Source organism: Rhodoferax sp. EU05-FHT12H12 (genome assembly GCF_058791215.1).
In genome coordinates this window covers 529,800-542,257 of sequence record NZ_JBYTDI010000002.1, presented here as the reverse complement: position 1 = coordinate 542,257, position 12,458 = coordinate 529,800, and the positions used below count along the sequence as shown (strand labels likewise).

The 12,458-nt window shown below is 62.5% G+C and carries 12 protein-coding genes; 6 read left to right on the top strand and 6 right to left on the bottom strand.

The window, feature by feature from the left end; translation table 11 throughout:
* Positions 1-107: 107 nt before the first annotated feature.
* The 6 genes from AC3WS7_RS07360 (at position 108) to AC3WS7_RS07335 (ending at position 7,006) form a co-directional block, all read left to right on the top strand.
* Positions 108-1,004 carry a branched-chain amino acid ABC transporter permease gene (locus AC3WS7_RS07360; protein WP_296467553.1) on the top strand — a complete coding sequence of 299 codons (897 nt, stop codon included), beginning with the start codon at positions 108-110 and terminating at the stop codon, positions 1,002-1,004.
* A 121-nt stretch (positions 1,005-1,125) separates the two neighbouring features.
* Positions 1,126-2,202, top strand: coding sequence for a branched-chain amino acid ABC transporter permease (locus tag AC3WS7_RS07355; protein WP_296467555.1), 1,077 nt, complete (start codon positions 1,126-1,128; stop codon positions 2,200-2,202).
* Between the two features lie 100 nt (positions 2,203-2,302).
* The gene (locus tag AC3WS7_RS07350) at positions 2,303-3,127 is read left to right on the top strand and encodes an ABC transporter ATP-binding protein (protein ID WP_492655900.1); all 825 of its coding nucleotides are present in this window, start codon (positions 2,303-2,305) and stop codon (positions 3,125-3,127) included.
* On the top strand, positions 3,124-3,921 hold the full coding sequence (locus tag AC3WS7_RS07345; protein ID WP_492655899.1) for an ABC transporter ATP-binding protein: 798 nt from the start codon (positions 3,124-3,126) through the stop codon (positions 3,919-3,921). The genes AC3WS7_RS07350 and AC3WS7_RS07345 overlap by 4 nt, the downstream gene beginning before the upstream one ends.
* A 4-nt stretch (positions 3,922-3,925) precedes the next feature.
* Positions 3,926-5,782 carry an AMP-dependent synthetase/ligase gene (locus tag AC3WS7_RS07340; RefSeq protein WP_492655898.1) on the top strand — a complete coding sequence of 619 codons (1,857 nt, stop codon included), beginning with the start codon at positions 3,926-3,928 and terminating at the stop codon, positions 5,780-5,782.
* A 48-nt stretch (positions 5,783-5,830) separates the two neighbouring features.
* The gene (locus AC3WS7_RS07335; protein ID WP_296467563.1) at positions 5,831-7,006 is read left to right on the top strand and encodes an ABC transporter substrate-binding protein; all 1,176 of its coding nucleotides are present in this window, start codon (positions 5,831-5,833) and stop codon (positions 7,004-7,006) included.
* 87 nt (positions 7,007-7,093) lie between these two features.
* Here AC3WS7_RS07335 and AC3WS7_RS07330 read toward each other — a convergent pair whose 3' ends face one another.
* From AC3WS7_RS07330 to AC3WS7_RS07305, 6 genes are all read right to left on the bottom strand, one after another.
* Positions 7,094-7,792, bottom strand: coding sequence for a hypothetical protein (locus tag AC3WS7_RS07330; RefSeq protein WP_492655897.1), 699 nt, complete (start codon positions 7,790-7,792; stop codon positions 7,094-7,096).
* A gap of 153 nt (positions 7,793-7,945) precedes the next feature.
* Positions 7,946-8,446 carry a thioesterase family protein gene (locus tag AC3WS7_RS07325; RefSeq protein WP_492655896.1) on the bottom strand — a complete coding sequence of 167 codons (501 nt, stop codon included), beginning with the start codon at positions 8,444-8,446 and terminating at the stop codon, positions 7,946-7,948.
* 9 nt (positions 8,447-8,455) lie between these two features.
* Entirely contained in the window at positions 8,456-9,646 is a 1,191-nt protein-coding gene (locus AC3WS7_RS07320; protein WP_492655895.1) for an acyl-CoA dehydrogenase family protein, read from the bottom strand.
* The gene (locus tag AC3WS7_RS07315) at positions 9,643-10,527 is read right to left on the bottom strand and encodes an SDR family oxidoreductase (protein WP_492655894.1); all 885 of its coding nucleotides are present in this window, start codon (positions 10,525-10,527) and stop codon (positions 9,643-9,645) included. The genes AC3WS7_RS07320 and AC3WS7_RS07315 overlap by 4 nt, the downstream gene beginning before the upstream one ends.
* Positions 10,527-11,186, bottom strand: a complete 660-nt coding sequence (locus AC3WS7_RS07310; RefSeq protein ID WP_492655893.1) for a TetR/AcrR family transcriptional regulator — start codon at positions 11,184-11,186, stop codon at positions 10,527-10,529. Before AC3WS7_RS07310 ends, AC3WS7_RS07315 begins: the two co-directional genes overlap by 1 nt.
* Positions 11,187-11,338: 152 nt before the next feature.
* A complete protein-coding gene (locus AC3WS7_RS07305; protein ID WP_492655892.1) occupies positions 11,339-12,310 on the bottom strand; it encodes a porin in 972 nt (323 codons plus the stop codon).
* Between the last annotated feature and the right edge of the window lie 148 nt (positions 12,311-12,458).

Here is a 12,458-nt window from a genome sequence, read left to right as displayed (position 1 = left end):
AACGATGCTCACCGCCCTGCGCTAAGGGTCTACGAGATCAGTGAGAACCCTATCGGTAAAAAAGGGGGCTCCCGCTATAACGGAACTGCACAACACGAGGAGGCAAGGTGCAGTTCCTTCAATTGCTGATCAGCGGCGTCGCACAAGGGTGCATTTACGGCCTGATCGCACTGGGCTTCGTGCTCATTTACAAAGCGACCGAGACCGTCAGCTTCGCCCAGGGTGAGCTGATGATGTTGGGCGCCTTTGGCGGCCTGGCGGGCATGACGTTGCTGGGCTTCCCCTATTGGGTGGCGGTGCCCAGCGCCATCGTCGCCATGGCGGCCTTCGGCATCGTGCTGGAGCGTGTAGTCATCCGCCCCATCCTTGGTCAGCCCGCCTTTTCCATCGTCATGCTGACCATCGGCATCGGCTATGTGGCGCGTGGCCTGATCACCATGATCCCCGGCATGGGCACCGACACCAACGCCCTGCCCGTGCCCTACAAGGACGAAATCCTCAAATTCGGCGGCAACGAGATGGGCATTGGCGCGCTGGTGCTCAACGTGGAGCACCTGGTCATCATCGGCGCCACCGGCGTTTTGTGCGTGTTGTTGTTTGCCCTGTTTCGCTACAGCAAGCTGGGCATTGCCATGCAAGCGGCCTCACAAAACCAGCTGGCGGCCTACTACATGGGCATTCCGGTGCAGCGCCTCAATGGCCTGGCCTGGGGCTTGGCTGCAGCCGTTGCCGCCATTGCCGGCGTCTTGTTGGCCCCCATCACCTTTGTGCACGCCAACATGGGAATGATTGGGCTCAAGGCCTTCCCGGCCGCCGTGGTGGGCGGCTTTGGCAGTCTGCCCGGCGCCATCGTGGGCGGCCTGGTGATTGGCCTGGTCGAGTCCTTTGCCGGCTTCTACCTGCCCGACGGCTTCAAGGACACCGCAGCCTATGTGGTGGTGCTGGTCATGCTGATGGTCAGGCCCAACGGCCTGTTTGGCGAACAGCTCAGAAAGAAAGTATGAAAAGAGCCCAGGTAGAGGCCAGCCACCCCACGCACCAGGGCTACCGCGGAACCGGCTTTGCCGGGCCGCTGGTAGCGCCCCCTGAGGGGGAGGCGCCACAGGCGCTTCGGGGGGGGGCACGGTGAGATTCATATTCAAAACGGACTACGCGCAGGACATCAACCTTGCCAAACATGGCGGGCATGTGTTCTGGTACAGCGCGCTGGCGGTCTTTCTGCTGGCCGCCCCCTGGATGCTCGCCGAATACAGCCTGGCCCAGCTCAACCTGGTGCTGATCTATGCCGTGGCGGGCCTGGGGTTGATGCTGCTGGCCGGATTCACCGGGCAGTTTTCGCTGGGGCATGCGGCATTTTTGGGCGTGGGGGCTTACGCCCAGGCCTACCTCACGGCAGCGGGCTTGCCCTTCTTTCTGTCGCTGGCCGTGTCGGGCTTCTTGTCAGCCCTCATCGGCATCGTGGTGGGCCTGCCGGCCCTGCGGCTCAAGGGCATTTACCTGGGCATGGCCACGCTGTCGTTTGGTTTCATCATCGAAGAGGTGTTTGCGCGCTGGGAGTCGGTCACCGGCGGCAATGCGGGCAAGTCGGTCGCCGCCATCAAGCTGCTGGGCTATGACCTGGGCAGCGGCGCCGGTTTTTACTTTGTGTGCCTGCTGGTCACCGTGGTCTGCACGCTGGGCATCCTGAACCTGCTGCGCACCCCCACGGGCCGGGCCTTTGTGGCCATCCGCGACTCCGAGATTTCGGCCCAAAGCATGGGCATCCACCTGGCGTATTACAAGACCCTGTCGTTTGCCATCTCTGCAGCATTGGCAGGCGTGGCCGGAGCCCTGTATGCGCACAACCTGCGTTTTATTTCGCCCGACCAGTTCAACCTGCTGCAGTCGATCGACCTGTTGCTGATGATCGTGATCGGCGGCCTGGGCTCCATCCACGGCGTGTTCCTGGGGGCCATCTTCCTGATCATCCTGCCGCAGGGCATTTCGGCCGTGAAAGAGTTTTTGCCGGAGTTCATTGGCCAGGCACCGGGGCTCAAGAGTGTGATCTACGGCAGCATGCTGATCATTTTTGTGCTGTTTGAACCCATGGGCCTGTATGGCCGCTGGCTCAAGGTGCGCACCTATTTGCAGATGTTTCCGTTCTACCGCAAGGGCATGTTCAAGCGGCAGAAATCGTTCCAGAAATCGGACCGGCTGAAATGAAGAACGTCGCCCCCACGCTCCACCGCTTCCGCGGGTCGCTGCCCCCCGAAGGGGGCGCTCACGCCATGGGGCGGCCCTGCGGCGTTCAAGGCCTCTCTTTATGACTGATACCCTCCTTTCTGCCAACAACCTCAGCGTGCGCTTTGGCGGCGTGCTGGCGGTCAACCAGGTCAGCTTTGACGTGAAGCAGGGCGAAGTTTTCACCCTGATTGGCCCCAACGGCGCCGGCAAGACCACGGTGTTCAACCTGATCAGCCGCATCTACACCCCGACCACGGGTGATATTGACTACCTGGGCCCGCAGGGCACGCTCAAACTGACTGCGCAGCCGCCGCAAGACGTGGCCTCGCTGGGCATTGCGCGCACCTTCCAGAACATCGAGCTGTTTGAACACGCCAGTGTGCTGCACAACCTGCTGATAGGCCGCCACACCCACCGCAAGACCGGGTTGTGGCAGGACCTGTTGTTCACCCGCGCTGCGCGCGAGGCCGAGTTGCGTGCCCGCGAGAAGGCCGAAGAGGTGATCGAGTTTCTGGACCTGCAGCACTACCGTGACTCGCTGGTGGCCGGCCTGCCCTATGGCGTGCGCAAGGTGGTGGAGATGGCCCGCGCCCTGTGCACCGAACCCAAACTGCTCTTGCTGGACGAGCCGTCCAGCGGCCTGAATGTGGAAGAAACCGACGACATGGCGTTCTGGATCCAGGACATCAAACACGAGCTGGGCATCACCGTGCTGATGGTGGAACACGACATGAGCCTGGTGTCCAAAGTGAGCGACCGCGTGCTCGCCATGAACCAGGGCGAGGTGCTGGCCATGGGCACGCCGCGCGAGGTGCAGACCGACCCTGGCGTGGTGGAGGCCTATCTGGGGTCTATTGACGATGTCTCGTCCCTGCGCCGCCAAACCCAGGGAGTGAGCGCATGAGCACCCAGCCGCCGCCCATCAGCGACCAACCGGTGCTCAAGCTGCTCAACGTGGAAAGCGCGTATGGCCCCATCAAGGCCATCCGTGGTGTGAGCCTGCAGGTGCGCCGCGGCGAGATCGCCACCGTGTTGGGCAGTAACGGCGCGGGCAAGACCACCATCCTCAAAACCATCTCCGGCATCATCGACCCGCGCAAAGGCTCGGTGGAGTTCAAGGGCGCGGACATCACCGCCAAAGACCCGGCGTATATCGTGCAGGAGGGACTGAGTCATGTGCCCGAGGGGCGGGAGGTGTTTCCGCTGCTGAGTGTGCGCGACAACCTGCTGATGGGCGCCTACACCCGCTCCGACCGCGACGGCGTGGCCAAGGACATCGAGACGGTGTACGGCTACTTCCCCATCCTCAAAGAGCGCGCCACACAGGATGCCGGCCTGCTCTCGGGCGGGCAGCAGCAGATGCTGGCGATCAGCCGCGCGCTGATGGCAGACCCCGATCTGATCCTGCTGGACGAGCCCAGCCTGGGCCTGAGCCCGAAGCTCACGAAGGAGATCTTCGAGATCGTGGTGCGCATCAACCGCGAGCGCGGCACCACCATCCTGCTGGTGGAACAAAACGCCAACATGGCGCTCAACGCCTCCGACTACGGCTATGTGCTGGAGAACGGCCGCATCGTCATGGAAGACACCTGTGCCCACCTGCGCGAGAAGGACGACATCAAGGAGTTCTACCTCGGCATGAAGGAAGACGGCGTGCGCGGAGAGCGGCGCTGGAAGAAAAAGAAGACATGGCGGTGAATACATGAGCGGACTTTGGGATACCTCACACATTCAACCGCGCAGTGACATCGTCATGGCGGGCGAGACCATTCCGGCCATGTTCTGGAACGCGGTGCAAAGCCGCGGCCCAAACATCTGGCTGCGGCAAAAGCATCTGGGCCTGTGGCGCAGCTGGACCTGGAACCAGACCGCCAATGCCGTGCGCGAGATTGCCGGCGGCTTGATGAGCCTGGGATTTCACCAAGGTGATACGGCCTCCATCCTGGCCAATACCGTGGTGGAGTGGGTCTGGGCCGATCTGGCGGTGTTGTCCGCCGGTGGCGTGTCCAACGGCATTTACCCCACCGATGCAGCCAGCCAGGTGCACTACCTGTGTGAAGACTCATCCACCAGCGTCCTGTTTGTGGAAGACGACGAACAACTCGACAAGGCCCTGGAAGTGCGCGACCAGTGCCCCAAGTTGCGAACCATTGTCGTGTTCGACATGGAAGGCCTGCGCGGGCTGGACGACCCAGGCGTCATCAGCCTGGATGCGCTGCGCGCACTGGGCCGCGCCTACAACGCCACCCACCCGCAGGCGGTGCAGCAGCGCGTGGACGCCTGCAAGCCCCAGGACCTGGCGATTCTGGTCTACACCTCGGGCACCACCGGCAAACCCAAAGGTGCCATGCACTTGCACCAGGGCCTGGTCTACACGGTGCGCGGTTTCAACACCCTGATTGCCCAGAGCGACCAGGACGAACGCATGTGTTTTCTGCCGCTGTGCCACATTGCCGAGCGCATGGGCGGCGAGTACTTCGGGCTGTACACCGGGGCCAAGCTCAATTTTGTTGAGAACCCAGAGACCATTCCCGAGAACGTGCGGGAGATTGCCCCCACGGTGTTCACCGCCGTGCCGCGGGTGTGGGAGAAGTTTTATTCCGGCGTGATGATTGGGCTGAAGGAGGCCGGCTTCATCCAGCAGGCCGCCTATGGCTGGGCGATTGGCGTGGGCACCCGTATTGCCGAACGGGTCCTGGCCGGTCAGTCCGTGGACGGCTGGTTGAAGTTCCAGTTCCGCGTCGCGCAGGTGCTGGCACTCAACAATGTGCGCAAGCTCATTGGCATCCACCGTGCACGCTTTCTGGTCACCGGGGCGGCGCCCATTTCTCCCGATCTGGTGCGCTGGTACCTGGCGTTGGGCGTGCCCATGTTGGAGGTGTGGGGCATGACCGAGACCTGTGGCGCCTCTACCGGCGTGCCGGCCGACAAGATCAAACCCGGCTCCATCGGCCCGGCGGCTGGCTTTAACGAGGTGAAGCTGGACCCGGTGACTGGTGAAATTTTGGTGCGGGGCAAAAACGTCTTTGCCGGCTACCTGAACCTGCCCGAGAAAACCGCCGAGACCCTCACCCCGGACGGCTGGCTGCACACCGGCGACGTGGGTGTGCAGGACGAAGATGGCTTCTTCCGCATCACCGACCGCATGAAGGACATCATCATCACCGCGGGCGGCAAAAACATCACGCCCAGCGAGCTGGAGAACGACCTGAAGTTCTCGCCCTACATCACCGATGCGGTGGTGATTGGTGACAAACGCGCCTACCTGACGGTGATTGTGATGATCGACCAGGAAAACGTGGAGAAGTTCGCCCAGGACGCCGATGTGCCCTTCAGCAACTATGCGTCCCTGACCCGTGCCACCGAGGTGCAGGCCCTGATCCAGGCCGAGCTGGACCGGGTGAACAAGAAGTTTGCACGCGTGGAGCAGATCAAAAAATTCTTCCTGCTGGAAAACCAGCTCACGGCAGAAGACGAGGAACTCACCCCCACCATGAAGCTCAAACGCAAGCTGGTGGAAAAGAAATACGAAGCCCAGATAGAGGCCATGTACCGCTGAAAGGCTGTCGGCTTTCAGCATCCCTTTCAACAACGAGGAGACACAACCATGAAACTGCGTACCGCGATCGCACTGGGCACCCTGGCCCTGACGGCGACCCTTGCCAGCGCCCAGCAAGGCGTCGGCAAAGACGAAATTCTGCTCGGGTCCATCCAGGATCTGTCCGGCCCGCTGGCCGGTTTTGGCAAACAGGCCCGTGCCGGCATGTTGCTGGCCGTGGACGAGATCAATGAACAAGGTGGCATCAACGGCCGCAAGGTCAAGCTGCTGGTTGAAGACTCCGGCTACGACCCCAAAAAAGCCGTGCTGGCCGCCCAGAAACTGGTCAACCAGGACAAGATTTTCATGATGGTGGGCCACATCGGCACCGCCCAGAACATGGCGGCCATGCCGGTGCAGTTCGAGAAGAATGTGGCGAACTTCTTCCCCATCACCGCGGCGCGCGAAATGTACGAGCCCTTCCACAAGCTCAAGTACTCGTTTGCAGCCCCCTACTACGACCAGATGCGCCTGGCCGTGCCCAAGCTGGTGAAGGAAAAAGGTGCCAAGAAGGTCTGCACGCTGTACCAGGATGACGACTTCGGCCTGGAAGTGCTCAAGGGTGGTGAAGACGGCCTGAAGACCATCGGCATGGAGTTCGCCGAGAAAACGTCTTACAAACGTGGCGCCACCGACTTCTCGTCGCAAGTGTCCAAGCTGCAGGCCAGCGGTTGTGACTTTGTGGTGCTGGGCACCATCATCCGTGAAACCATTGGCGCCATTGGTACCGCCCGCAAGCTGGGTTACAACCCCACCTTCATCGGGTCCAGCGCGGCCTACACCGACCTGATCCACAAGATCGGCGGCAAAGCCATGGACGGCCTCTACGCCACCATGACGGTGCAAAACCCCTACACCGATGAACAGTCCCCCAGCATCCGCTTCTGGGCCAACAAGTACAAGACCAAGTTCAACGAAGATCCCACCGTGTTCTCGGTCTACGGTTACCTGATCATCAACACCTTTGCCACTGCCGCCAACAAAGCCGGCAAGAACCTGTCGACCGACAGTTTCATCAAGGTGATGGACAGCACCACCATCCAGCCAGACATGTTTGGTTCGCCGCTGCAAACATTCACCGCCACCAAACGCCTGGGCAGCGGGACATCCCGACTGTCGCAGATCACGGATGGCAAGTGGAAGGTGATGTCGGACTACATGGGCGATACCGCAGCCAAGAAATAAGGGCGCATTCCCTCGCAGCAAAAAGCCACCGCGAGGTGGCTTTTTGTTGTGGGGCTGCCGGCCTGTTGCAACCGGAGTACCCGCGCTTCAAGCACTCCAGGTGTTGCCGGTTCCAGCCTGCGCAAAGCTGGCGTACTGCTGTGCTGCCTTCTGCAGCGCGTTGTGCTGCAGCTGTAACACTGTGGCCTTGCTGGACAGGGCATTGACCGTGTTGCCAATGCTTCCCCCACTGGCCAACTCTTTGGTGGCCACCTTGTCCACCAGCTTGCCCAGTTTGGACAAGGTGCCCAATACCCCCGAGGGCGAAGCCTTGAAGGCAGCGTCCAGTTTCGCCGTGTCCAGCGTCAGGGTTCCGTCGCTGGCTTTGGTGAACCCCATCTGGCGCAAGGCATCCACCCGGGAGAAGTCGGCGGTCATGGCACGGGTCATGCCCCGGCTGAGGCGTTCCACCCCGCTGCTGGCAGCGGCCGCCGATTGGGTGGAAGCCACCATGGTGTTGAAGGTGTTGACGAAGTTGTTCAGGGCTTTTTTTACCTCGTCGCTGGTGGCGCTGTCCTTCAGGGTACCCAGGCCCGTGGCGGCGGTCTGGCTGGCGGCCACCGCGGCCTTGAACTTGCCCAGGGTAGAAAGGCTGGCAGTGGCCGTGTTCAGCAGGGTTTGCAGTTTGCCACTGGACTTTTGCAAACCCGCGGTGATGGGGTCGGCCTTTTCAGCGGCCTGGGCCGCAGTCTGGCTGCTGGTGGTGGCAGTGCTGGCGCGCGCACTGCCCAGTGTGGTGATGGTCATGGTGGCTCCCTGTGCAAGGCGGAATCTTGTCCAATCCCGCCCAGCGCAAAGCGCCGATGTGGCACCAGAAGTCGGCGCATTTCACCAAAATGCAATAAAACAGGGCTTTAGCGCCCGTGGATACTGCGCCAACAGCTCCTGTTTTGATAGCAATCAGGAAACGATGTAGGCGGCCGAGGCCGTGGAGAGAAGCTTGCCGTCGGCCCCCAGAAACTCCATGCGTGTGGAGGCCACGCGCGAGCCCAGGCGCATCACCTCGGCATGCAGGTCAAAGTGCTCGCCGATGCCGGGGCGCAGGTAGTCCACACGCAAGTCAATGGTGCCCAGCTTGGCAAAGCGGTGCAGGCGCTGCTCGGGCGCCTCGTCCATATGGCGCGCGCCGATGGCCGCCATCACCGCCAGGCCGCCCATGGCGTCCAGCCCGGCGCTGATGACCCCGCCGTGGATGCGGTTGTAGCTGTAGTGGCCCACCAGCTCGTGGCGCATGGCGATGCGCGCCGTCACCTTGGTCGGGGTAATGCTGGTGATCTTGAGACCCAGCACCTGGTTGAAGACAATGCTTTCTTCAAAAATGCGGGTCAGGCCTGCAATAAACGCGGGCTCGAACTGCAGCGCCGCGTCTGGCGCCACATCAACAGAGGGGGTTTTAGGCATGGGGCATTGTCACAGGCCGAGCTGACGACTGGCCAACTCTTTCATGATCTCTTCGGCCCCACCGCCAATCATCATGACCTTGACCTCACGGTAGATGCGCTCGCAGGCGGTGCCGCGCATAAAGCCCATGCCGCCCAGAATCTGCACGCCCTGGTCGGCGCAGAACTGCATGGTTTGGGTGGCGTGGTTTTTCAGCAGGCACACCTGCGCCACCCACTCTGCGCCTTTGGCGGACTTGTCGCCACGGTCCCCGGCATCTGCGCGGGCCGATACCGCATGCAGCCACGCCCGCGTGGACTCGATGCGCATCTTCATGTCCATGAACTTGTGGCGGATCACCTGGTGGTCGATGAGCGCGTTGCCAAAGGTCTTGCGCTGCTGCGCCCAGGCCAGGGCCTCGTCATAGCAGCATTCGGCAAAGCCCAGCGCCATGGCCGCCATGGAGAGGCGCTCGCCGTTGAAGTTGGTCAGGATGATCTTGAAGCCCGTGCCCTCTTCCCCCACCAGGTTGCTGGCGGGCACGCGCACATTGTCAAACCGCAGGTGCGCCGTGTCGGAGCACAGCCAGCCCATCTTCTTGAGCGGGCTGCGCGAAAGCCCCACCGCGTCGCCAGGCACCATGAGCATGGAGATGCCCATGGCCCCCTTGTTCTGCAGGTCGGTGCGCACGGCCACCGTGATCCAGTCCGCACGCATGCCGGAGGTGATGAAGACCTTTTCGCCATCCACCACGTAGTCATCGCCCTCGCGGCGCGCCGTGGTTTTGAGGGCCGATACGTCGGTGCCTCCGCCGGGTTCGGTGATGGCCAATGCCGCAATTTTTTGGCCCGCCAACACACCGGGAATCACACGCTGCTGCAACGCAGGTGAGCCATGGCGCAGCACCGGCGGCAAGCCAATGTTGTGGCTGAACAGGCTGGCCATGAGGCCGCCACTGCCACCGGTCCGGGCCAGCGCAATCGTCATGGCGTTGCGCAAGGCCCAAGGCGCTGGCGTACCGCCAAACGCCTCGGGGTAACCCAGCCCCAGCCAGCCCAGATCGGCGGCGCGCTGGTAGAGCGCTCGTGGAAATTCGCCCGCCGCCTCCCAATCATTCAGGTGCGGAGCCACCTCGGTGCGGATGAAGCGGCGCGCCGCCTCTTCCACCGCGGCAATGTCTTCGGGCCCGACGTCCCCCAGCGTGTCCACGGCCGCGCTCATGGGGTGAACACCTTGGGCAATTTGGCGCGGTGAAAGCCGTTGAAGGGTTTAATGCCGTCGCGCGCCTGCGCTTTGTCATCGGCCACCCGCATGGGATAACCCAAACGCGCCTGCGGGCGGGCACCGTCAATGCGCAGCGTGCTGCCGCTGATGAAGGAGGCCGCCGGACTCAGCAAAAAGACAATGCCGGCCGCCGTTTCGGCCTCGGTGCCAAAGCGGCCCAAGGGCACGGTCTTGGCCATCTCGCGCACCATGGGCGCCATTTCTGCCGGATAGTGGTCCATGCCGCTGGAGGCGATGTAGCCTGGCGCGACCGCGTTCACGCGCACACCACGGTTGGCCCATTCCACCGCCGCGGTCTCGGTAAAGCTCACCATGCCGGCACGCGCTGCGCCGCTGTGCCCCATGCCGGGCATGGAGCCCCACATGTCGGCCACGATGTTGACGATGGCGCCGCCATGTTTGGCCATGGTCTGGGTGTAACACTCGCGCGACATCAGAAATCCGCCCGTGAGGTTGGAATGGACGACCGCCTCCCAGCCCTTGGCACTGATGGCCTCCAGCGGCGTCATGTACTGGCCACCCGCGTTATTCACCAGCCCGTCTATACGCCCATGCTGGGCCAGGATGTCGGCCACGGTGTGTTTGACGGTGTCTTCCTGCCGGATGTCGCAGCTGTGGATGGTGGCGCTGCCGCCATCCTCTGCAAGCTCGGCCTGCACAGCCTGCAGCTTCTCCAGCTTGCGCCCCACCAGCGCAAGCTTGGCGCCCAGTGCTGACAGCTCGTGCGCCACACAGCGCCCGATACCGGACCCCCCACCGGTGACCACCACCACCTTGCCCGCAAACAAGCCGGGCGCAAAAACCGAAGCGTAGGACATCAGGACTCCTTCAAAAACAAGGACACGGCGGCATTGCCCAGCTCTTCAATCGATGCACCCTTGCGTGCATCAAACCACTGCACCGACCAGTTGAGCGCCCCCAGCATCAGCAGGCGCGCCAGACCCACCGGGGCCTTGAGCTGTCCACTGGCGTGCAGGGCCGTCAGCACCGGCATCCACAGGGCTTCGTAGTCGGCAATCAGTTTGGCCAGCACCTTGCGCTGGCGCACATTGAGGGAGCGCCACTCGTACAGCATCACCGGGACAAAGTCATTGCCCGGCCCCAGCAACACGGCAAAGTGCGCATGCACCAGAGCCCGCAGTTGCTCGGCGGGGGGCAGCGTGGCATAACCCGGCACCCCAAACGCGGCCTGTTGCCGGGCCAATGCGGCGTGCATGCCCTGCTCCATCACGGCGAACAGCAAGGCGTCTTTGCTCTTGAAATGGTAGAAAGGCGAGCCGCTTTGCATGCCGGCGGCGGCGGCTATGTCGCGCGTGGTGGTGGCCGCAAACCCCTTGCGGCGGAACAGCTGGGCCGCAGCGCCCAAGAGTTCGTGGCGGCGGTTGCCATCGTCACGCTCGTCCACCGTTTTGCGCGGGCGGCCGCGCGGGCGTTTGGGTGCTTCGGCTTCTTCAACAGGCAGGTCGTCAGGCATCATGGTGCGACCTTAGCAAACCCGCTTATTTTTAGCAAGCGTTTGCTTGGCAAAAATACTTTCATACGGCGAGGCGCAGGGTCTGGCAAAAAAAAGAGGGGCTTGCGCCCCCCTTAAAACCTTGGATGGAATACACGCCCTCCTGGGCGTTGTCATTAGAAGTCGTAGCGAACGCGCACGCGCAAGGCGTTTTCGTCGTTGGTGACGCCTGTGGTCGAGTCCTTGGCGGTGGAGCGCGAAAGGGCCGGGGTCCAGGTCGCACCCTTCACGCCGAACAAGGACATGGCATAGGCCACGTAGGTGGTCTGCACGGTGACTTCACCGCCAGCCTTGTCGTTCACGGCATTCACAAAACCCAAACCCAGCGCACCGACGCTGGCGGACAGGCCCAGTGCGGTCTGGCGGTTGTTGGCGGCGGCATTTTGCTGCCCCAGCGAATAGTTGCCGGTCAGCTTGAAGCGGCCAGCATCGTAGGTGGTCGTAAAGCCCCAGCCCTTGATCTTGTTGGCATCGGCCGTGCCCACGGGGGCATATTCACCGGATTCGAAGCCGACACGGCCGGACCAAGGGCCAGCCCCCAGTGCCAGCACAGCACGCAGGCCCTTGGCGTTGGTGGTGTTGACGGCGTTTTTGGTGCCATCGATGTAGCCCACTTCCAGCGAAGCCGTGTCCGTGAGGTTGATGGTGCCAGTGCCATGGAACGCATCGCTGCCCATGCGACCACGCAGGGAATTGGTGCCATACACGGTGCCGGCGTGGTTCACCAGGGTGTCGGCGTTCAGGGGGAACAGATCGGCGGCCTCAAAACGGCCGAGCTTGACGTTGCCGCCCTTGTTGCCCATTTGCACCCACATATCGTCAGTGACCACGCCACCACCCTTTTGTGTCAATAAGGTGGTCTTGGCCGCCACGAACATGTCGTCGCCAGCCTTGGCGGACACGCCCACTTCGATGCGGCCGGTCTGGCTCAGGCCCTTGTCTCCCTCGGCCACAGCACCGCCATTGCGAGCCGTGTTGTCGAGTTCGAGGTTGGCGCCGAATTCGGCACCGGCCAGGGCGCTGCCGGCCAAGGCGGCGAGAACAACGCCGAGCGCTGCGTGGGAGGTGTGTTGGATCGCTTTTTTCATGGTGTGACCTGTTTTTTGTCGTTCGATGGAACAAACCAGGGCTTGTCTCCTGGTTGCTTGCGTCGTTGCAAACCTATGCATCAACGGACAAATTGTTCCAATCACAGCCCTCAAAAAGTCAGCCCCTAGGACTTCCCCCGGCCCCGAG

Bases quoted from the DNA above. Each gene is read 5' to 3' on its own strand.
- AC3WS7_RS07350 (WP_492655900.1), top strand. From the start codon at position 2,303: ATGACTGATACCCTCCTTTCTGCCAACAACCTCAGCGTGCGCTTTGGC.
- AC3WS7_RS07345 (WP_492655899.1), top strand. From the start codon at position 3,124: ATGAGCACCCAGCCGCCGCCCATCAGCGACCAACCGGTGCTCAAGCTG.
- AC3WS7_RS07340 (WP_492655898.1), top strand. From the start codon at position 3,926: ATGAGCGGACTTTGGGATACCTCACACATTCAACCGCGCAGTGACATC.
- AC3WS7_RS07335 (WP_296467563.1), top strand. From the start codon at position 5,831: ATGAAACTGCGTACCGCGATCGCACTGGGCACCCTGGCCCTGACGGCG.
- AC3WS7_RS07330 (WP_492655897.1), bottom strand. From the start codon at position 7,792: ATGACCATCACCACACTGGGCAGTGCGCGCGCCAGCACTGCCACCACC.
- AC3WS7_RS07325 (WP_492655896.1), bottom strand. From the start codon at position 8,446: ATGCCTAAAACCCCCTCTGTTGATGTGGCGCCAGACGCGGCGCTGCAG.
- AC3WS7_RS07320 (WP_492655895.1), bottom strand. From the start codon at position 9,646: ATGAGCGCGGCCGTGGACACGCTGGGGGACGTCGGGCCCGAAGACATT.
- AC3WS7_RS07315 (WP_492655894.1), bottom strand. From the start codon at position 10,527: ATGTCCTACGCTTCGGTTTTTGCGCCCGGCTTGTTTGCGGGCAAGGTG.
- AC3WS7_RS07310 (WP_492655893.1), bottom strand. From the start codon at position 11,186: ATGATGCCTGACGACCTGCCTGTTGAAGAAGCCGAAGCACCCAAACGC.
- AC3WS7_RS07305 (WP_492655892.1), bottom strand. From the start codon at position 12,310: ATGAAAAAAGCGATCCAACACACCTCCCACGCAGCGCTCGGCGTTGTT.